This is a genomic window from Glutamicibacter sp. NPDC087344, from assembly GCF_044744225.1.
Taxonomy (GTDB): domain Bacteria; phylum Actinomycetota; class Actinomycetes; order Actinomycetales; family Micrococcaceae; genus Glutamicibacter.
In genome coordinates this window covers 1-20106 of the sequence record NZ_JBIUXY010000015.1, presented here as the reverse complement: position 1 = coordinate 20106, position 20106 = coordinate 1, and the positions used below count along the sequence as shown (strand labels likewise).

The following is a 20106-nucleotide window of genomic DNA, read 5'->3' as shown; positions in this document are numbered from 1 at the left end:
GGAATAGAATAAATGGGAATTCGTAAGTACAAGCCGACTACCCCGGGCCTTCGCGGCTCGTCGGTAGCCGACTTCGCAGAAATCACCCGATCGACTCCGGAAAAGTCGTTGGTTCGTCCACTCACCAAGAGCGGCGGCCGTAACAACTCCGGTAAGATCACCACCCGACACAAGGGTGGCGGACACAAGCGCGCATACCGCGTGATCGACTTCCGTCGTCACGACAAGGACGGCGTTCCGGCAAAGGTCGCTCACATCGAGTACGACCCGAACCGTACCGCTCGTATTGCACTGCTCCACTACGTGGACGGCACCAAGCGCTACATCATCGCACCGAACAACCTCAACCAGGGTGACACCGTTGAGGCCGGTCCGAACGCTGACATCAAGCCAGGTAACAACCTGCCGCTGCGTAACATCCCGGTTGGTTCCGTGATTCACGCTGTGGAGCTTCGCCCAGGTGGCGGCGCCAAGATGGCTCGCTCGGCTGGTGCATCGATCCAGCTGGTTGCCCGTGAGGGTCGCTTCGCTCAGCTGCGTCTGCCTTCCGGCGAAATCCGCAACGTTGATGTGCGCTGCCGCGCAACCATCGGCGAGGTCGGCAACGCCGAGCAGATCAACATCAACTGGGGTAAGGCCGGCCGCATGCGCTGGAAGGGCGTTCGCCCAACCGTGCGTGGTGTAGCCATGAACCCGATCGACCACCCACACGGTGGCGGTGAGGGTAAGACCTCCGGTGGTCGTCACCCGGTCAACCCTAACGGTAAGCGTGAAGGACGCACCCGTCGTCCGAACAAGGAAAGCGACAAGCTCATTGTGCGTCGTCGCAAGACCGGCAAGAACAAGCGATAGGAGCCTGGAAACATGCCACGCAGCCTGAAGAAAGGCCCCTTCGTCGATCAGCACCTGTTCCTGAAGGTCGTTGCTGAAAACGAAAAGGGCACCAAGAACGTCATCAAGACGTGGTCCCGCCGTTCGATGATCATCCCGGACATGCTGGGTCACACCATCGCCGTGCACGACGGACGTAAGCACATTCCTGTGTTTGTCACCGAATCCATGGTTGGTCACAAGCTCGGTGAGTTTGCTCCAACCCGCACGTTCCGTGGCCACGTAAAGGACGACAAGAAGGGCAAGCGCCGCTAGGCCCCGCAAGGGAACTAGTGATCGCTTAGCACTTCTTCGATAGACGAGAGAAGGATAGCAATGGAAGCCAAGGCAATTGCGCGTCACATCCGCGTAACGCCTATGAAGGCCCGGCGCGTCGTCAACCTTGTTCGTGGTCTGCAGACCAACGAAGCACTGGCCATTCTGAAGTTCGCCCCACAGGCAGCTTCGGAGCCGGTATACAAGGTTGTCGCATCGGCAGTGGCTAACGCCCGTGCCGCCGCGGACCGCGCAGGTGAAGCATTCAATGAGGACGAGCTGATTATCAGCGAGGCGTTTGTTGACGAGGGTCCGACCATGAAGCGGTTCCAGCCGCGAGCTCAGGGTCGCGCATTCCAGATCAAGAAGCGCACCAGCCACGTGACTGTGGTTGTTTCAACCCCTAAGAAGGGTGGGGAGAACTAAATGGGACAGAAGGTAAACCCGAACGGTTTCCGTCTCGGCATCACCACTGACCACGTGTCGCACTGGTTCGCTGATTCCAGCAAGCCAGGTCAGCGTTACGCGGACTACGTAAAAGAAGACGTACAGATCCGTGCACTGCTGTCTGACGGCATGGACCGCGCCGGCATCGCCCGCGTAGAGATCGAGCGTACCCGTGACCGCGTGCGTGTGGATATCCACACCGCTCGTCCGGGCATCGTAATCGGTCGCCGCGGCGCCGAGGCCGACCGCATTCGCGGTGAGCTGGAGAAGCTCACCAAGAAGCAGGTTCAGCTGAACATCCTCGAGGTCAAGAACCCTGACATGGAGGCCCAGCTGGTCGCCCAGGGCATCGCCGAGCAGCTTGCTTCCCGCGTGGCTTTCCGCCGTGCGATGAAGAAGGCCATGCAGTCGGCAATGCGTGCAGGTGCCAAGGGCATCCGCGTGCAGTGCTCCGGTCGTCTGGGCGGTGCAGAAATGTCCCGCAAGGAGTTCTACCGCGAAGGCCGTGTGCCACTGCACACCCTGCGCGCGAACATCGACTTCGGCAAGTTCGAAGCCAAGACCACCTTCGGCCGTATCGGTGTGAAGGTTTGGATCTACAAGGGTGACGTCACCGCCAAGGAACTGGCTGCACAGCAGGCTGCTGCTGCTCCAGCTCGTGGCGGCCGCGGCGGCAACGATCGTCCACGTGGTGGAGAGCGTCGTCGTCGTAACGACCGCAACAAGGGCGCTGCAGCTGGTGCTGCGGAAGGAGGAGAGGCTTAAATGCTTATCCCACGTCGAGTAAAGTTCCGCAAGCAGCACCACCCGAAGCGTTCGGGTGCTGCTAAGGGCGGCACCACCCTGAACTTCGGTGAGTTCGGTATTCAGGCGTTGACCCCGGCTTACGTGACTAACCGTCAGATCGAAGCCGCTCGTATCGCCATGACCCGTTACATCAAGCGTGGCGGTAAGGTGTGGATCAACATCTACCCAGACCGTCCGCTGACCAAGAAGCCTGCTGAAACCCGCATGGGTTCCGGTAAGGGTTCCCCGGAGTGGTGGGTCGCCAACGTCAAGCCAGGACGAGTCATGTTTGAACTCGGTGGCGTCAGTGAAGAAGTAGCTCGTGAAGCATTGCGTCTTGCAATCCACAAGCTGCCGATGAAGGCACGCATCGTGCGTCGTGAAGGTGGTGAATAGGGATGTCTATCGGTTCTAAGGACCTAAGCATTGAGTCCCTGGACGGCTTCGATACTGCTCGTTTGAACGAGGAATTGAAGAAGGCCAAGGCAGAACTGTTCAACCTGCGTTTCCAGTCGGCCACCGGCCAGCTCGAGACCCACGGTAACTTGAAGGCTATCAAGCGCGATATCGCCCGCATCTACACGGTGCTGCGCGAACGCGAGCTGGGTATTCGTCAGGATGTCGTTGTTCCGGTTGAAGAGACCAAGAAGGACTCCAAGTAATGAGCGAGAAGGAGAACGGTGTGGCTGACGCAACCGAGCGCAACGACCGCAAGACCCTCCGTGGTTACGTGGTTTCCGACAAAATGCAGAAGACCATCGTCGTTGACGTTGAGGATCGTGTAAAGCACGCCCTCTACGGCAAGGTCATGCGTCGCAACAAGAACGTGAAGGCTCACGACGAGAACAACGAGGCCGGCATCGGTGACTTGGTTGTAATCGCAGAGACCCGCCCGCTGTCTGCTGACAAGCACTGGCGTCTGGTTGAGATCGTCGAGAAGGCTAAGTAAGCTTTCTTGGTGATTTCACGGATTACGTGAACTGCTGAAAACGCCCCGAACACTTCGAAAGAAGAGTTCGGGGCGTTTTTATGCGCTCCGGGGGAACATTCCCGGTAGAAAACGACTTTCCACCGCGGATCATATTCGAACCGTTACATATTGCCACTGGTGTGACCGCGGTAGCTACTTGGGCTGAAGCCCAGCACTTTGCGGAAATCTGTGGCCAGGTGCGCCTGGTCGGCGTATTCCAACTCGGCAGCGATTTCAGAGATGGATTGCGAAGGATTTTCCCTGATTCGTTGGGCCGCTTCCTGTAACCGGTAGCGGCGTATAACCGCCAACGGCGGCAAGCCGATGTAGCGCAGGGAAAGACGCTGGAGACTCCTGACACTCATTCCCAATGCGATAGCGGATTGTTCGACGTTGATGGCATTCGTGGTTGTTGAGACGTAGTTGATGAACTCGTTGGCCAGCAAACCGTTTGCATCCGGAGGTGGGAGACTCTCGCGTAGCCAAGCGCTGTAGGCAGTGGAACAGTCCTGATTCGACGCCGTTCCCTGACCCTTGTTGAGGATACGGGAAATGGGTTCGAGCAATTCTGGTGCGTCATAGTCAACTTCGAGACCAACGAGTTCGTGAGGGGACACCTTGAGGCTTGAAACCGCCGCCGGTTGCAACAGTGCGGCTACGGCCCAGCCTTTTCCACTCAGATCGCGATGCGAGGCGGAAGCCGTAGGACCTGAAAGGGTAACTCCTGGCGCTTGGACCACAAGGTTCATCAAGGGGAACGGCAACAGCTGTTGCCGCGAGGTCCTGCCGTCAGCAATGTCCCAGTGCACGAGCCAATACCACGCCACCAGGTCGGCTAAATCGTCGGGTGGGAGAATCCGTTCAAATTGGGGGAGCTTCGCCGGGTATAGAACACCACGAGGATCATGAACGTCAGGCACTGATTCCCACCTTGCGATTGTCGTTTATTTACAAGTCTAGAGCTGCGTCAGCAACCTAGACTGGTGGCATGAACGCAAACAATGAAGCAACACAGGGTGTCACAGGCGAGTACACAACCAATGGCGTCCCTCGTGGCGTCACCAGTTTGACGCCGTTCCTGGCCATCACCAATGCCGCCGGCGCGCTGGAGTTCTATCGCGACGTATTTGGTGCACGAATCATCGACTCTACGGTGATGGGTGATGTTGTTGTCCACGCGGAGATTGATTTTGGGCAGGGCCATTTGCAGATCGGAGAACCGAGCCCGGACTACGGTTTGGTGCCGGCGCCCGAAGCGCCAAATGCCTGTTACTCCCTGGGCTTTTACTGCAGTGATGTCGATGCAGTAGTGAACAAGGCCGTTGAAGCTGGTGCTGTCATTCGCGAACCTGTCACGAATTTTGTATCAGGTGATCGTTTCGCATCCATTATCGACCCTTTCGGTGTCCGCTGGTCGATCCTCAGCCGGGTTGAAGACCTTTCGGAATCAGAAAGTGCGAGCCGCGTGGCGCAGTGGGCCACCAACCAGTAGGCCTGGCGGTCATTCGATCCTTGCCTCGGTACAAGGTGCATCGCGATGATTCTAGCGTCAGGGTGAAATAGCAGCGTGGCGTGTCGGGTAAGCAGAAATCCGACTTGGGAAAGACGGCTTAACCGCGCATGTGAATTACATTGAGGGTCTGTCGCTCGTTCGCGAAGGAGCGTACCCTAGTGGCTATACATTATGTATAAACAAAGAGGCGGGAAGACACAATGAAGACCATACAAGACGAACTTGCTCAAGTGTATGCGTTTCGTGAGCTGAATCGGATAGATCAACTTCGTGTGTGCAACGAGGCACGTGATCAGGGGTTAACTCAGTCTGAAATCGCAAGACGGTTGTCTCTTTCGCAACCGGAGGTTCATCGTATTCTCAGAAAGATCGACTCATTTCCAGAACTTCTCTTGCGAACACCGCGGGAAGTGATTCTCGACTTTCACGCTGAGAGGTTGGGACATGAAGCGATGATGGAAGAGCTGTTGAACTGGTCATATACGTACTCGGAGCATGCGGAGCCAGGCAACCCGGAAAGTGAGCTGATTAGCGGTAGCTGGGAAAGCGTTACTGACGCCTTTCTTCGGGATCTGATAGACGTTGAAGACTATGAGCGGATACTACACACCGTGTCTGGCGAAGGACGTTAGATGTTGCACCGGGAGCTTGTCGCTGTAGAATACGAGCTTCACTCGATGACGCAACCCGGCGGAATCTTGCATCGAGATTCTTCAATCGCAACTTTTCATGTTGGAAAACCAATGGCCTCCAGCCGTGTGAGGCCATTTCGTTTGTTGCTGGACGAAGCGATGACGGACTTTGAAGGAGATATATCTGAAGACGGTCGGGGCGAGATCGTATTTACCGCGGGACCTCCCGGTGCAGGGAAATCCACGATGGTACGCGAATCAGAAGTAGGGGCGCCGGGTTGGCGGGTAATTGATCCAGATGCAATCAAGGTGAAGCTATTGACTCAAATCATCGAAATGGAGCCATACGCTAATCTTCTCGCGCGCACCTTGAGCGATGGTCATCCGCTGATGGTGAATGAGCTATCCTCGCTTGTGCACAATGAGAGCGTACTATTGGCTGACAGGTTGATCGAGCGTTGTCTAGAAGCCCATGAGAACATCGTGATCGAGGGAACTTTCTCTTGGGGTGGACTTCCGAAACGTTATTTGCGCCTGCTCAACCAGTACGATTACCATGCGGTTACTCTTATTGATGTGGAACTGGACCAAGAATCTGCGCTCAATAGGACGTATTCTAGGTGGGCCAATGGGCGGATGCTGGCCATACAGGAGAATACGATACAAGGTGGTCGGTACACACCTCGCGGGGCGGTAACCTCAAATTATGCTGACAATGGAATTTTCAGCTTGTGCAACAAGAACGCAGTAGATTTCTTTAACGCAACTGAAGCTGAGAATTTTGCAGACTTGAAACTTGTCGTGCAACAAGCCTCAAGCGACAACGTTGGAGTTGTCTACCGCCGAGCAATGGGTGCATACGAATCGGCCGTTCCCACGTACTTGGATATGTAGTGCTGCGCCAGAAACTTGGACATTTTGACTTCAGCTTTTGCGGTTCGTGGTCGCCAACGGGTCGCCTGCCGGTGGGCTAAGCGCAAACATATGGTCAGCCGAACCTGCACCTCAGCTAGTACGTTGTTTTGGGCGGCGGTTTTCATGTTGTCCGCACTAGGAATCCTATGGCCGCAGGTACATTGTCTAGGTGGCGGTTGGCTGCCGAAGATTCAGGCTATTCAAGTATGGCTTCTGTCACTATTGGTGGTTAGCGGACTTTGGCCATATCTTCAGATGATGATCGTGCCTGCTGTCGTTGAATGCGATCCCGGTATACTTGTTGTATTTGATGCCAGTAAGCCATTACATGATGGCTTAATAGACTTCGGGTCATTGTCAGCGTTTACCGTAACGCACTGCCTCGGTGCCTACAGGGGGACAACCGAGATACCGTCTTCTTCTCCAACTACCCGCTGACCGAACGAACTGACAGCCTGACTGCATTGCAGACTGGGTGGTTTTCCCTGCCGGTTGCTGACATTGATGCCCCAATGGGGACGATTTCGGTTGTTGGGGTGCAGTTCTATCGGCCGTTAAATGGGAGAGTCCGATGGTAGTCATTGTCTGCAGATGCTCAGCGATTGGTTGCGAAACGTATCCGATGACCTCATGGTCGTGGTGGGCGATTTCAGTTCAGTTCAGTTCAGTGCGAACGCACCTCGGCTTTCGCTCTTTGAGTACAGGAAGCCTAGACACAGATGGACTGTGGCAAGCGGCCAACTGGCCCGCCAAAAATCCCTATGTTCCACAGATGGGCATTGACCACGTCTTGGCCCGAAATCTGACACCTACTCATTTCCGCTCTATAAAAATAGTCGAGTTAGACAACACAGCAGTCATATCTGCGATAACTCAGTATCGACACCGGCTGATTCTTACCGAAATAGTAATCGAGATATCCAAAGTACAATGGTGACGCAGTCGATCATACGGCCCCGACCTCGAAGTAGATCTACGAGTGGACAGGCGAATAGCCAGGTGCAGCCAACGTATTTTGTGTGATTCAGATTTTGGTTCTGGTTTTGACTATTAGAGCTTTTTGGCTCTTGAAACTTGAAGGTCGATTTGTAGGATGGCCATGGTGGGAAGTTGAACTCGGCCGTACAAACTCTCAGACCAGCGTAATAATCTCGTAACCTATTGGCGAATACTCGACGAAAATAGCATTTTCTGCGGATGATTTGGAGCAGTGGCCCTCTGTTGCTATTTTATAGAAGATAATGCCCGTTGCGTATGGAGGTCCCTTGGTATGGAAAAAGATTTAACGGACGATGAACGAGGGACAAGTAAAGCCGATTTTGTATTCGATCAAGAGCAACACGAGGACACTTTTGCGGATCATTTTGCGATGCCTAGTACTAACTTCGTAACGGGATCTGGTCCTGAGCCAACGTTGGAGATATCGGCAACGCTCGATGGCTCTGACCTTCTGCCTGTTACTGCCACGGATGATGGCGCACTGATTGAACGAATGCTGGCAGCATTGGCTGCGAACACGGCAGAAACTTCTCTGTTTCATGAGCGTATGAAGGCGTATGAAGATAACGCACGTGTAATGCACGCGCAGATTGAAAAACTTCAACAAGATCAGGTTCGAGTATTGCTCAAACCAGCCTTTGAAAGATTGACGGCTCTTCACGCTCAAGCAAATGACATCGTTGATCAGAAGCAAGCCGATGATCCTGATGCGGCCGGAGACTTTAGATTCTTTGCAGAATCAATTGAAGACATCTTGGGTCTATATGATCTTGAATCGGTATCAGCTGCCGTTGGAATGCCGTTCGACCCCAAGAAGCATCAGGCGTCACGAGCAATTAAGACTGACGACGTTGCGTTGGATGCTACTTTGCAAAAGGTAATTCGACAGGGCTTCGGTTTTGCGGCCGCTGACAGGGTTCTTTTACCTGCGCGAGTTTCGGTATATCGCTATCAAAAGCCTTCTGAACTCCCATCGACATCTTCGGCTGAGGATGAAAGAGGGATCGAGGAATCGACTCCCGTCACATCTATCTGAAATCGTCCGACCCATAACATTCGAAAGAGACAACGACATGACCGACTCAGTTTACGGAATCGACCTTGGGACCACCTATTCGGCAATCGCTCGGATCAGCGCACTTGGTGCCCCAGAGATTATTAACAATTTTGAAGGTGACCAGACCACTCCATCAGCGGTTTTCTTTGAAAGTCCAGGCAATGCGGTTGTAGGAAAAGAAGCAAAGAACGCGGCAGTGACCGATCCGGACAACTCGTGCATGCTTATCAAGAAGCACATGGGAACAGAGTTTCCGCAGGATTTTCACGGAGAGACTTTCACTCCTGAAGCCCTATCCGCCCTGATCCTACGGGAATTAGTTAACGCAGCAAATCAGGAATCAGACTCTGAGGTCTCCAAGGTCGTAATTACAGTTCCTGCATACTTTGGCGTGCAAGAACGACAGGCCACTCGTCAGGCGGGACAAATGGCAAATCTCGATGTGGTTGGAATTGTGACCGAACCTGTCGCAGCAGCTCTTTCAATTGGCTCACGAAGTGATGGACCTGAAACGATCATGGTTTATGACTTGGGTGGGGGCACCTTCGACACGACGATCATGCGCGTGGATAGCGGTAAAGTCTCAGTGCTGGCAATCGATGGTAACCGCGTGCTTGGTGGTTCTGACTGGGACCGAGCACTCATAGATTTGATCGCTGATCGTTTCGTCTCTGAAGCAGATTTGGAAGATGACGATCCACGTCACGATGAAGAATTTATGCAGGATCTGGCTCTGAAAGCTGAGGAACTGAAGAAATCGTTGACGAGAAAAGAAAACGCGAAGATCCGACCGGACTATGCAGGAAAACGGGTGGACATCGATGTCCTTCGCAGCGATTTTGAAGAAGCTACCGCACATCTATTGGAACAAACCATCGAGATCGCTGAGCGGACGGTCAAGACCGCTCAAGGTAAGAACCCTGATCTGAAAATTGATCGTGTTCTATTGGTTGGTGGGTCTTCACGTATGCCCATGGTCCGTAACGCACTGAAGGATCGTTTGGGCTGGGAGGCTCAAGATACTGAATTCGACCTTGCAGTTGCGAAGGGCGCTGCTATCTACGGACAAGCTGCGATTGATGAAGTTCTTGTGACCGGCGATGAAGTAGAAACCGTAGAGCCACAGAACGCGGTATCTCGTCCCTATTTTCCTGGTCAGGCAGGAACGCTTACGGTTTCCAATGTGCTCTCACGTGGTGTCGGTATGGAGTTCGTACGAGACAGTAATCCAGACGATCCCTATATTGCTTTCTTTGCGCATGCCAATGACGGAATACCATTCACTCCTGAACCAACACGTGGGTATACCAGCGTGGCCAACCAAGCTTCTGTAAATATAAAAATGTATCAGCAGTCAGGCGAAATTGAATCTGACGTGGTCGAAGACAATGTTCTCCTGAAGGAATCCAGCCTGGAACTTTCACCGGGTTTGCCGAAGGAGTCGGAGGTGGAGATCTATGTTGATATTACTGCGGAGGGAGTAGTTAAACTTCGTGTCGTGGACCCTAAGAGTGGCAACGAAACGAATCTTGAAGCAACGGTCAGCGTACTCAGCGAAGAAGAAATAGCACAGCAAACTAAGACTGTTTCAGGAATTACTCTTCGGTCCTAACAGGGCTATCTCACTAACACACTGCGCGCAGAGTAAGGTTCTACAGGCATGGGTAACTTTGATATCAAGAGGTACAAAAGCGAAGTTCTAAAGCCACACTCAAAGGGTGAGCAATTTGAACAGATCCGTGAGGTAGTCCAAGCACTGGGACGCTCGGATAATGATCAAAGCTATATGCGACTTGATTTGCAGCGGCTTTATGCTGTGCCTTCCCCTGCAACGAATGCTGAACTTGAAGCTTGGCGACCCACCATTCGATCCGCACTTAATAAGTCCGCGGGGATGTTTGCGGTAGCCAAGCTTCTAAATTCCTTGTTGGAATACTTGGAAGCGCGCGGCCACGATCTTACTGATCCGGCCTTTTGGGGTTCGTTGCAGGGGCAGCGGCAAAAACAGAAAATCGTGGCATTACAGAAGAGCCTCGAACAATTGGTCGATGAATACCCCCTCAAGGTAACCACGCTGGTCGAATTGAAGAGCAGACTTGACACGACCGGTGTATCTGGAGTCAACGATGAGAATATTTTGGCTGAAGCGAGCAACGCTGGTCTAAGTATCTATCCTGAAATAAAGCTACCAGCGTCAGCATTGCCGAGCCCTGGACTGATCAACTCATGGAAAAACTTGGAAAAGGACAGTAGCTACGAATCGGTTCTTAGCGTCATCTTGCTCCACGACCCCAAGCGCATCAAGAATGTCTCTTTGTTCGACCGATTGAGCTCCAACGGTCAAATCATAGGATTGCAGGACGTTAATTACGCCCATGCCAAGGCTGACAAGAGCAAGGACACCAACGACATTCAACACGCAAAGAAGTTTCTAAATGTGTTGAAGAATGAAGTAAAAGATGAGGACACGCTCCGTGAAATAGTTCTCACAACATTAACGCAGTGGGTGATGGTTCGATTAGATCGTAGGCTGCCAATTGTCATGGTGCGCGATCAATTGGTCACCAATGGGATTGCCCTGAACGATGCGTCGAGATTAGTATCCACGTTGCATCAGGCGTCACCCTTGGGATCATCAGGGCCAGCCCTGGACCTGAATCACGTACGTGAGCTGCTGAGTCAGGGAGAACTAGCTGAAGCGGAGCGCGCCTACGGCGCAGTCTCTGTTGAGACTGAGGAACAAGCTGAGTATCAGCAAGTAGGTGCGCTGATCGGAAAGATCAACTCGGAGAAGGGTTCTTTTCTAGAACGCTATCAAGATGCGATGAACAACCGTGATTTTGGGGTCGCGGACCAGGCGCTGGCGAAAGCGATATCGGTGGATGTAGGTGACGAAACACTACTTCAACTACGGGACGCCATTCCACCTCTTGCGCCCTCCGAACTGAGGGTGAGAAATATCGACACCGCAGTTGAGCTAACTTGGCTTGCTTCATTGACCCCGGGCGTTGGATACACAGTCGTTCGTTCAACAACGGGTGTACCGAGATCCACCAACAATGGCACCATACTGGCGCGAAATCTGCGTGCAACAGATTTTGTAGATAACGAACCTCAAGTCGGTCATGAAGTCGGATACTCGGTTTTCGCGACACGTGATGGGGAGTCCTTTTCTGATGCTTCGTCTGCGAAGATCACCGCACTGCAAATTCCTCAGGAATTGAGCGCTCAAGTTCGTCCAGACAATATCCATTTGAGCTGGACCGCTCATCCTAAAGCTGCCGGAGTGATCGTTACCAGAACAGACTCGAACGGCACAAGCGTTGAAACTGAGATCACTTCAGGAACGACCTTTTACGTTGAGGGCCTTGAAATTGGTAAAAGTTACCGATTCCTGGTGCGTGCAATCTACTTGCTGGGATCAGGACGACAGCTTTCGGCGCCTTCGACAATTACGGTGGTGACTCGTGGCGAAGCCAGAGCAGTCGTCGACTTGCATATCGAAAAGGTGGACGAAGAAGGCAATCTTCAAGCAATCTGGTCTGAAGTAGACGGTTTCGACGTTGAACTCTGGAGTCTGTCCCGACACGCGGAACTGTCAATAGGTAGTCTTCTCGACCCAAATGAATTACGTTCGATAAGTTCCGAACGTCTCCCAGTCACGTTCCAGAGCCTAGGAAATGGCAAAAGCAGTGCTTTTCTCTCTGTGCTACCTGAAGTCCTGAAGATATATCCTCTGGTTCGCGTTGACCGAGGCTATTTAGTCGGCCAACCGGTGCTAGCCGGTACTGCACCTAGCGCTGGCAATGTTGTCACCGAGGATTTTGGCGATCAGATACGAGTATCGTGGGATTGGCCTTCTGGCGACTACTTAATGGAGCTCAAGTGGACCGATAACGGCCGGTCACGTACTCGTCGTGTGACACGAACTAAGTATCGGGCAGAGGGTGGAATTATGCTGACCAATGCTGTCGGAATCGCAGAATTGAGCATTTCAACTGTTGTGCGAGTCGACGATGAAGAGTGGACATCTGCTCGTATTCCCGTCCAGCTTGCAAAAACAGATAAACGACAGCGGGTTTCTTATAGAATGGATCTTACAAAATCATTATTTGGCGGCAAGGTGACATGTAAGATTACGGCCTCTACTGAAACTCCGGGTTTTGTTATGCCAGTAGACGTCGTTTTGAAGCAGGGTCCAATTATGCCTTTTAGAGTTCAAGATGGTCAGCGAATTACACAGCTTGAACTCGACTTTAGTGCGGAAACAGAACGCACATACACCTTGCAACTGGGCAAACAAAAATCCCCATTCTGGGTTTGCTTATTTACTGAAGACCCAGAGTTGCTTGTCCCACCTTCCTCATCCGAATTGAAAGGCTGACGATGATCTCATCGTTGTTCAATAAAAAGACCACTGCTTGTCCATACTGCTATGTCAATCTGGACGTGAACAAAGTGGCGTTTCGTTGTTCAGGGCGTGGTCTGCCTGGTCGTCCGGCATGTCGTCCAGTTACGAGTAGTCGGCGCTCGAAAATACTAGACGATAAAACACCGGTGATGCCGTCTGTGGGGCCAGTAAACGTTTCTGAGGGTGAACGACTAAAGGATAAGTTTGGTGACACCATCGACACGATTGCGAAGAGCGAGGCGTCGTGTATGCAGTGTGGGGGTAGCACTAGTGTGCGCATCTGCCCTTGTTGCCACAGCCTCCTGCCATTTAGCCTCGACAACAATTCTCCCCTGTTCGGACTCATCGGTGTGCGAAACTCCGGTAAGACCGTGATGCTTTCCATCTTGCATAAGGAACTTCTCAGGAACGTGGCGCGGCGTTTCAACGCAGCCATTGACAATCCTGGCGGATCGTCCGGTCTGGCACGTGATCTTGATCTTTTTGAGCAGAACATGTCGCAGGAGGGTGGCCGCCTTCCGGCCCAGACGGCTGCATCGGGTGCTCGGAAGAAGCTTCCAGCTGTGTACGAATGGAAATATTCGAGAAATCGAAAAACTAGTGCAACTATTTTTTCATTCTATGATTCTGCAGGTGAAGATATCTCGCAGCAAGAGAGAGCCCTAGAACAGCAATACTTGGGGCAGGCTTCAGGCATGATTATGCTCCTCGACCCTTTCAGCTTTCCTGAGAATATTATGAAAGCGAAGGCAGTTGGTGCCGCTGTCTCAAATGCAGATTCGCCGGAAACAGCGCTCGATAGTATCACTTATCTGCTGCAGACTGAGAATCGCGTTAAAAGGAACAAGAAAATCGAGGTTCCTTTGGCGATAGTTGTCTCGAAAATTGATGCCTTTATGGACGAAGTCCCGCCAAACCATCCATTGAGACAGAGGGGGGATACGGGGAACACGTTCGATGAGCTTGAATCTCAGAATATTCACGATCACATGGTCTCTCTCATCGCTCACTGGGGTGGCGACAACTTGCTTCGTAAGCTTGAAGAAAACTACAAAAATTTCCGAATCTTCGGTGTTTCTGCGCTAGGTGCAGAACCCGACTACAAGTCGAGCACCGTAAATTCGCGGGGACTGCTACCTCATCGAGTTGCTGATCCATTGCTTTGGCTACTTGCTGATAGTGGATTCATTCCGAAAGGCAAGGCGTAGGCGTGGCGTTCGAAACAGCAATTTACACAGACGTCACTAGAGATGAAGCCATTGACGGAACTGACGGTTTCAACTTTCAGTCGATTTCGAGTGGTATGGATGGCAAACTGCAACGACAGATTCGCGAGTCGATGCTCCACCTCGTTAGCAACCGCTGGCCATCGGATCGCGACGATTTGGAACACCCGTCCACGGCAATTTATGCCCAACATGATGGTGTCAGCTATTTCTCTCGCGGTTGTTCCGTAGGTGCCACGCACAGTGGTCGGAGGGGAAACCAGCTGACTCAGGCTATTGCAACGGAACGGCAGGATGATCTAGAACCATACTTACCCGCACAGGTGTACGGCGCGCGTAATTGGCGGATGGAGAAGGCGCCGGAGCAAAGTTGCTCTCAGTGGTTCGCACCGTTGGAAATAGATGAGCAATTCGAGACTGAAGCCTTGTGGAAGATCCTGGTTGACAACACGTGGGCGTTAGAAATCCTTCCGGGTTTCCTCGCTATGTTGGAAGACGTGGCTGAGAACTCATCTCAGAAAATTGTCCTCATTCACGATGAGCTTGACACAGTTATGCGATGGTTTGCTCTTGGGACAATGCTCCTGGGCCGCGAACGAGCACTGTCATTGGGCTACAAGGCCTTCGTGACTGAGGTATTTCAGAATAGTGCGCAACTGATCGGCGTGCATCCCGACCTAGATGCGGGGCCGTTGACTGGTGCGCACGTGATAAATCTTTTGGAGCAAACTTCGACTCCAATTGAAGTTACTGAAAGTGCAATGCGAGTGAGTATTTGGGCGGGGGAGCTTGATGTATACGAAGCACTCGAAGTAATCTCTATTGCCCAGAAGTGGATGCCAGTACTCGGAACTTCTCTGGGGGCCCGGGCTGCCGAGATGGTGACACTCGCACAAAGTATCCCTATTGGACGCGAATCATGGGAACTTAGCCTACAAATTATTGAAGGTTTGGCGAAGCATGGGTTGATCGAGGACCTAAAACTGTACATGGATGAACTCAGCGACGCTGTTGCTTCGCACCAGCTAGTCGAAGAAGACGAATTCCTACTTGCTGCTAGGGCAACTCGCTTCGCCGCCAGCTCCAATGTCGACGAGCTTACGTCGTTGGTCTTGCTACCTTCTATGGAGTCTCTCGCATCCGCACCAATTCATGCTAAACGGTGGGCAAGCGAGTTGGACAAGGACGGCCGATGGGCATGGCCATCGATTGAAGAACCGGCGCAACTAACTGAACTGCACACAGAAATCATAGCCGAAGCCGCTCAGGTGGAAGAAGCCAAGAGTAGCTTACCGTTATTGCTGCAGCTTGCGTCTCGTCTTCCCATCCGACCAGACGAGGAAAGTATTTCCGTTGAACTAGAAATCGTGGCCGAGCTATTAGTCGAACAACGAGGAGTAGTAACTGATGGATTAGAACAGTGGCTCGGTGCCACGCGTATAAAGCAATCAGCACGCAGAAGAATTATTGATCGGCTGAAATATCCTGCAGGAGACGCATTCGTCTACCAAGGTCTTTTGGATGGGCGTTGGAGCTCGTTGGGTAATGAAGATCTTGGGGATTCATGTGAAGAACAAAAGGAAGATCTTTACACGCTCAGACAATGGATTGACGCTGCGAAGCTCTATTCCATGCCAATTGAAGAACGAAAGTTCGCATTGGAAGCAGGTCAACTGAGGCCGCATCCGGATTCCTGGAAATTTGCGCTAAACGGAGCGGCACTTCCTATCAATATGAGCCTGTATATGGCTTGGATAAATGCCGTGGTTGTTCGGAATGAACTTCGGGACGACATACTGCGCTACGTGCAAAGTGTTCTTGAGGTAAATCCGAAGCAAGCAAAGTCTAAGGAGTTGGAGCGACTCTCTTTGCTCCTCGACTCATTGCACACTTCGCTGATGGGTGATGCGGAAGTTGCAAAAATTTGCTTGAAGGTTAAGGAGTACTCCGAGAGTATTCCAAGTTTCATGGACAAAGCCAAGGAACACGGCGACCGTTTAACTGGCTGGATTAAGTGGAAAAAGCCGCACGAGTCCGGCCAAAAGAAATCTGCACGGGAATCATCGCCTCAGGCTGGAGAGGATACATAACATGCAGTACTTTATTCTTGCAGTAATTGCTATCAGTATTGTTGTATTCGTTGTCTGGGTCGCCGTTGTTGCTATCGCGCGGCTGCTTGGAGTCATTCTTACCATTGCTTTGGTACTTGCTGGTATGGGATTCCTTCTCGGCGTGATTCTTGGAATGATCGCCCCCATTCGTGTTCTGAGGGGAAAGTCCGTTGAACAGCCTAAAGTTGCTACTCCTGCTGCCGTTAGAGCGGGAACCGTCATGGGTCCCTCACCGAAGGGTCCTGCTCAATTTTTCGGATGGGACTTGGCCTGGCCATTATACGTTCCGTATCAAATGAAGTACGACCAGGCGGCAGTGATTGCGGAGACGCGCAGAATCTGTCGTGACGTCCACCGAAAGTGCCGTGGATGGGTCCCTCAAGTGGAAAGCTTGATAGGACGGGCAATTGCTAACGTTCTGTCATTCACGATCGTAGGAATTCCATGCTGGGGTCTTATTGCTGGCATTACTGCCGGAACTTTGCTGTGGCTCGCACTTACTTGGGTATACAGTCTAATCGCTCGAACAATCCAGCGAATTACAAACCGTGTCATGAACGGTCTAGAAATACGTGACATGAAAAAGAATGGGGCGCATATTCGATGCACGCGGTGCTATAACATCTTCTCGATGCCCAGTTATGAATGCTCCGAGCCTTCATGTACGCGTATTCACCGGGATTTGTCGCCGGGAGCACAGGGCATCGTGAACCGTATTTGTGAGTGCGAGACTGAGTTGCCGTTGACTGTTGCGCGGGCTTCTGCGTCCTTGAGAGCGATTTGCCCGTTCTGTGACGTGACTCTGCCGTCGGGCAGTGGCCGTCGACGAGTGGTCGTAGTTCCAGTCTTTGGATCCGTTGGCGCAGGCAAAACCAGCTTCTTGGCTGCGTCAGTGGTAGCTTTGCAGAAAAGATTTGTTGGGAGTAGCAACAATGAAGGTCTCATGGCGTTGTCAGATGCTTCAGAGAGTTTTCTAAAAGTATCAACGGAAGAGGCTAGATCGGGTCAGGCACCCGTCAAGACCACTAGGCTTGAGCGGCCGGAAGGATATCCTTTCTTACTGAATCATCAAAACGGTAGTTTTGAACTTCATCTCATGGATGCAGCTGGTGAGAATTTTGTAAATGTTGAAACGACAACGTCGTTACGCTATCTCGACATCGCAGATACTTTGGTTTTGTTGATAGACCCACTTGCCTTTGATGATGTGGCAGATCAACTGAAGATCAGTGCTCATAAGGCTGAGTTTCAAACTGCTCAAGGTTCCGCTGACGATGCGTATGGCAGTGTAATAGAGAGGCTACGCAGCAGCGGGGCCGATTTGCACAAACGAAAGTTGGCAGTAGTCGTAACTAAAGCGGATGCAATCGCCAAGATTATGCCAGATGATCCCTTGCCGGAAACAAGTGAAAAAGTTCAAGAATGGCTTTCCCGGCATGGCGAAGACAGGCTAGTAGCACGCATCGGTATGGACTTCACTCAAGTTAGTTACTTTGCAGTTGCATCACTAGCGCGGGACGACCATGGTCAGCATCCTTTGGAAGTTGTCGACTGGACGGTCGTTTCTCAGGGTGGTGCGTCATTTATGGAAAACGGTTCCAGGGCCTCAAAGGAAGCGATATCGTGACTTCAGAGAAAAATAATATGCGCAACGGTCAGCCAATCAAGTATTGGCGATACAGAAACTTGGTTTCAGCTGGCCAAATCATCATAGTTTTAGGTATTGCCGTTGTGGTTTCCCTCTGGGCCTCAACCGATGGAAATGGTGAACGCGTGTGGCAGAGCTATTTGGATTTTTCTAGTTCAGTTTCTGATTTTGCTAATAATCGGATGAGCATGCCTTGGGAATGACGCGGATTCAACAGGTGAATACTGTTTTGGGAGCATTGAGTAAGGGAACAGAGCACACATGGCCGCTAAGTGAACTTGGTTTCGTTTGGCTGGTGCTATCCGATACTTACGCCGGCGCTACCGTTTCGTCGCGCACCCATCACCGAAAGCCTCTGCCGTGCACCGTTCATGCTTAATCGAGCAACGCGAATCCAATAACGCGGGTTGTCAGTGCGGGGCTGCCGAATCGGGCGAATCGGTACGGCCGTTCCGGCAACTGGGTCCGGCAACTGGGTACCGACCCCTGATATCGACCGGGTACTCCGATTACGGCCTGTTGGTACCGCCGACGCTCCGATGAATACCACCACGGATCCAGCCAACAACTTCACGCTGCCTTCCGTGTTGTTCAGCAGCCTTACTTCCAAGTCCCTAGGCGTGAAGATTCAATCAGTCTGCTGCAGTGCGTAGGCTGGGCCCAGGCCCTCGTTGCGGCAGCTTGCTCGTGGGAACACACATCGGGGCTGCCACAACAGGGCGCGGGAACATACGTTGTTATGCCATTGCTGTTGGGTTGCCTTGGCGACAGAAGCGTCTGCGCTGTTGTCACCGACGCGAATCTGGTTCGCTGGAGACTCAACGAGGCAGTACGTACATTCCATATCTTGTGTAGCGCAGCAGTAACCCGGGTGGTGCTCCGCAAGCCGCGCCGCATTCGATGCTTAAGTGCTATCGCAGGAGGCACAGAGCGTCCATGGCTTTCTTACAGTTCCATGAGGGCGGAATAGCGTTACCATCTCGCCGGAACAGAAGTACTGAACCCCTATTCGGCACGGGGCCATATGATTGGCATCAGACTTATCTTCTGAGCTGTGGGTAACTGCCAGCCATGAAACGGGTTTGCATCGATTAAGCTCGGCAGAACCCCCATGCTGCATAGACGTTCTCAATCTAGGAATCGTCACAAACTCGAATGCGGTAAATCTCTAGCCGAAAACATGGTGGTTATTGTTGGTTTGTCGCGTTCAATTTCAATGACCGTTTGATGGCTAGAGTAGCTTCCGAAGCGTTTTCTGGGGAAGTGGACCTAGCACCGCAGCGCATCCGCCACCTCGGTGTGCAAGAAAAGTATGGACTTCAGCCTCAATGCCTTGGTAGACCGAGGAATGATGACGATTTTTCAAGGTACCGATTAGTGAAATTGCAATGACCCCAGTCAAAATCTTGTCTACCAGTGAATACATAATGTTGGTGTTGAACACCGCAAGCCCGAGCGAATGAGTCTTTTCGAACAACAGATTCATGGTCGTTTCAGAACCGTGTCCGGTGGAACCGCCAAAAACGAATAGCAACAAGATGCTGGCCACAAGTGAGCAGGTAAAGGCAACAGCGACGTTGAGAAGTGCGAATTTTGGGATGATATTGCCGGCCTTGATCGACCTGACTCCATAGCCCCAGACCAAAGCTCCTGCAACGTTTACTAGCCCAAAAGCTGCCGAGCTTTCGCCGGTGATCCCTAATCCGAGAATATTCGTCAAGAGGCCCACCGCTGCGCCGGACCACGGTCCGATGAAGATTGCGACAACAGCCGTGCCGATCATGTCGAGATACAGCGGAAATCCGGTTTGCGAAACGACCCAGTATCCAAAAAGGTTTAGTGCCAAACAGGACAGCAAGAGCAAGACTGTGGCAGAACGCGCGGGTTTCTGCGGGGCATCGTCGCTGGATTCGTCAAGAGGCTCGTCAACGTCAGGAACTACATCGGCAGGCGGTGTTTCTGCGTGAGCAGTGTCTTTGGACGCCGCCATTGAGCGTGCCCGAATGCATCTTAGCGTCCACTCTTTGGCTTCTTCGCTCGAACAGCCTAAGGCCAGAGCTATTTCGCCGACAAGTTCGGCATTGATTCGGGTTCGTCCTGTTCGGAAAACGTCATACACCGTTGTTCGGGCTGGTCTGCCCAACGGGGAGCTAGTAGTACTTTGTTAGGTAGGCGGGGGTCGCTGGCAGGTGGGGCAGCGTTCGAGCGTTCCAACGAGGATGTGCTGAATATTTTTCAACACCTC

General features: G+C 52.2%; 19 protein-coding genes. 17 read left to right on the top strand and 2 right to left on the bottom strand.

Annotated features, from left to right (window positions below; all coding sequences use genetic code 11):
• The first annotated feature begins 12 nt into the window (after positions 1–12).
• From rplB to rpsQ, 7 genes are read left to right on the top strand one after another with little or no spacing between them, the layout of a single operon-like run.
• Positions 13–852 carry a 50S ribosomal protein L2 gene (gene rplB, locus ACIOWL_RS19575; RefSeq protein ID WP_141365958.1) on the top strand — a complete coding sequence of 280 codons (840 nt, stop codon included), beginning with the start codon at positions 13–15 and terminating at the stop codon, positions 850–852.
• Positions 853–864: 12 nt separating this feature from the next.
• Positions 865–1146 (top strand): 30S ribosomal protein S19, encoded by a 282-nt coding sequence (gene rpsS, locus ACIOWL_RS19570; protein WP_022874134.1) that lies wholly within the window; start codon positions 865–867, stop codon positions 1144–1146.
• A 60-nt stretch (positions 1147–1206) separates the two neighbouring features.
• Positions 1207–1572 carry a 50S ribosomal protein L22 gene (gene rplV / locus ACIOWL_RS19565; RefSeq protein ID WP_047119677.1) on the top strand — a complete coding sequence of 122 codons (366 nt, stop codon included), beginning with the start codon at positions 1207–1209 and terminating at the stop codon, positions 1570–1572.
• Complete coding sequence (rpsC, locus tag ACIOWL_RS19560; protein WP_400389129.1) at positions 1573–2358, top strand: 30S ribosomal protein S3; 786 nt, start codon at positions 1573–1575, stop codon at positions 2356–2358.
• Positions 2359–2775: a 50S ribosomal protein L16 gene (rplP, locus tag ACIOWL_RS19555; protein WP_400389126.1), complete on the top strand. Its 417-nt coding sequence runs from the start codon at positions 2359–2361 to the stop codon at positions 2773–2775.
• 2 nt (positions 2776–2777) lie between these two features.
• Positions 2778–3041, top strand: a complete 264-nt coding sequence (gene rpmC, locus ACIOWL_RS19550) for a 50S ribosomal protein L29 (RefSeq protein ID WP_047119674.1) — start codon at positions 2778–2780, stop codon at positions 3039–3041.
• The gene (gene rpsQ, locus ACIOWL_RS19545) at positions 3041–3328 is read left to right on the top strand and encodes a 30S ribosomal protein S17 (protein ID WP_047119673.1); all 288 of its coding nucleotides are present in this window, start codon (positions 3041–3043) and stop codon (positions 3326–3328) included. The genes rpmC and rpsQ overlap by 1 nt, the downstream gene beginning before the upstream one ends.
• 143 nt (positions 3329–3471) lie before the next feature.
• On the opposite strand, the gene ACIOWL_RS19540 is transcribed toward rpsQ, so the two are convergent.
• Positions 3472–4269 (bottom strand): helix-turn-helix domain-containing protein, encoded by a 798-nt coding sequence (locus ACIOWL_RS19540; protein ID WP_400389122.1) that lies wholly within the window; start codon positions 4267–4269, stop codon positions 3472–3474.
• A 68-nt stretch (positions 4270–4337) separates the two neighbouring features.
• On the opposite strand from ACIOWL_RS19540, the gene ACIOWL_RS19535 reads away from it, so the two are divergent.
• The 10 genes from ACIOWL_RS19535 (at position 4338) to ACIOWL_RS19490 (ending at position 18064) form a co-directional block, all read left to right on the top strand.
• A complete protein-coding gene (locus ACIOWL_RS19535; protein WP_400389119.1) occupies positions 4338–4841 on the top strand; it encodes a VOC family protein in 504 nt (167 codons plus the stop codon).
• Between the two features lie 221 nt (positions 4842–5062).
• Positions 5063–5494, top strand: a complete 432-nt coding sequence (locus tag ACIOWL_RS19530; protein ID WP_400389116.1) for a helix-turn-helix domain-containing protein — start codon at positions 5063–5065, stop codon at positions 5492–5494.
• On the top strand, positions 5495–6388 hold the full coding sequence (locus tag ACIOWL_RS19525) for a zeta toxin family protein (protein WP_400389113.1): 894 nt from the start codon (positions 5495–5497) through the stop codon (positions 6386–6388).
• 1291 nt (positions 6389–7679) lie between these two features.
• Positions 7680–8444, top strand: coding sequence for a nucleotide exchange factor GrpE (grpE, locus tag ACIOWL_RS19520; RefSeq protein WP_400389110.1), 765 nt, complete (start codon positions 7680–7682; stop codon positions 8442–8444).
• A gap of 37 nt (positions 8445–8481) precedes the next feature.
• Positions 8482–10077, top strand: a complete 1596-nt coding sequence (locus ACIOWL_RS19515) for an Hsp70 family protein (RefSeq protein WP_400389107.1) — start codon at positions 8482–8484, stop codon at positions 10075–10077.
• Positions 10078–10125: 48 nt separating this feature from the next.
• The gene (locus ACIOWL_RS19510; protein ID WP_400389105.1) at positions 10126–12849 is read left to right on the top strand and encodes a fibronectin type III domain-containing protein; all 2724 of its coding nucleotides are present in this window, start codon (positions 10126–10128) and stop codon (positions 12847–12849) included.
• Positions 12850–12851: 2 nt separating this feature from the next.
• Positions 12852–14084: a hypothetical protein gene (locus ACIOWL_RS19505; RefSeq protein WP_400389102.1), complete on the top strand. Its 1233-nt coding sequence runs from the start codon at positions 12852–12854 to the stop codon at positions 14082–14084.
• Positions 14085–14086: 2 nt separating this feature from the next.
• Entirely contained in the window at positions 14087–16192 is a 2106-nt protein-coding gene (locus ACIOWL_RS19500; RefSeq protein ID WP_400389099.1) for a hypothetical protein, read from the top strand.
• Between the two features lies 1 nt (position 16193).
• Positions 16194–17840 carry a hypothetical protein gene (locus ACIOWL_RS19495; RefSeq protein WP_400389096.1) on the top strand — a complete coding sequence of 549 codons (1647 nt, stop codon included), beginning with the start codon at positions 16194–16196 and terminating at the stop codon, positions 17838–17840.
• Complete coding sequence (locus ACIOWL_RS19490; RefSeq protein WP_400389093.1) at positions 17837–18064, top strand: hypothetical protein; 228 nt, start codon at positions 17837–17839, stop codon at positions 18062–18064. The genes ACIOWL_RS19495 and ACIOWL_RS19490 overlap by 4 nt, the downstream gene beginning before the upstream one ends.
• Before the next feature lie 1028 nt (positions 18065–19092).
• Here the strand turns inward: ACIOWL_RS19490 and ACIOWL_RS19485 are convergent.
• On the bottom strand, positions 19093–19851 hold the full coding sequence (locus tag ACIOWL_RS19485) for a hypothetical protein (protein WP_400389091.1): 759 nt from the start codon (positions 19849–19851) through the stop codon (positions 19093–19095).
• Between the last annotated feature and the right edge of the window lie 255 nt (positions 19852–20106).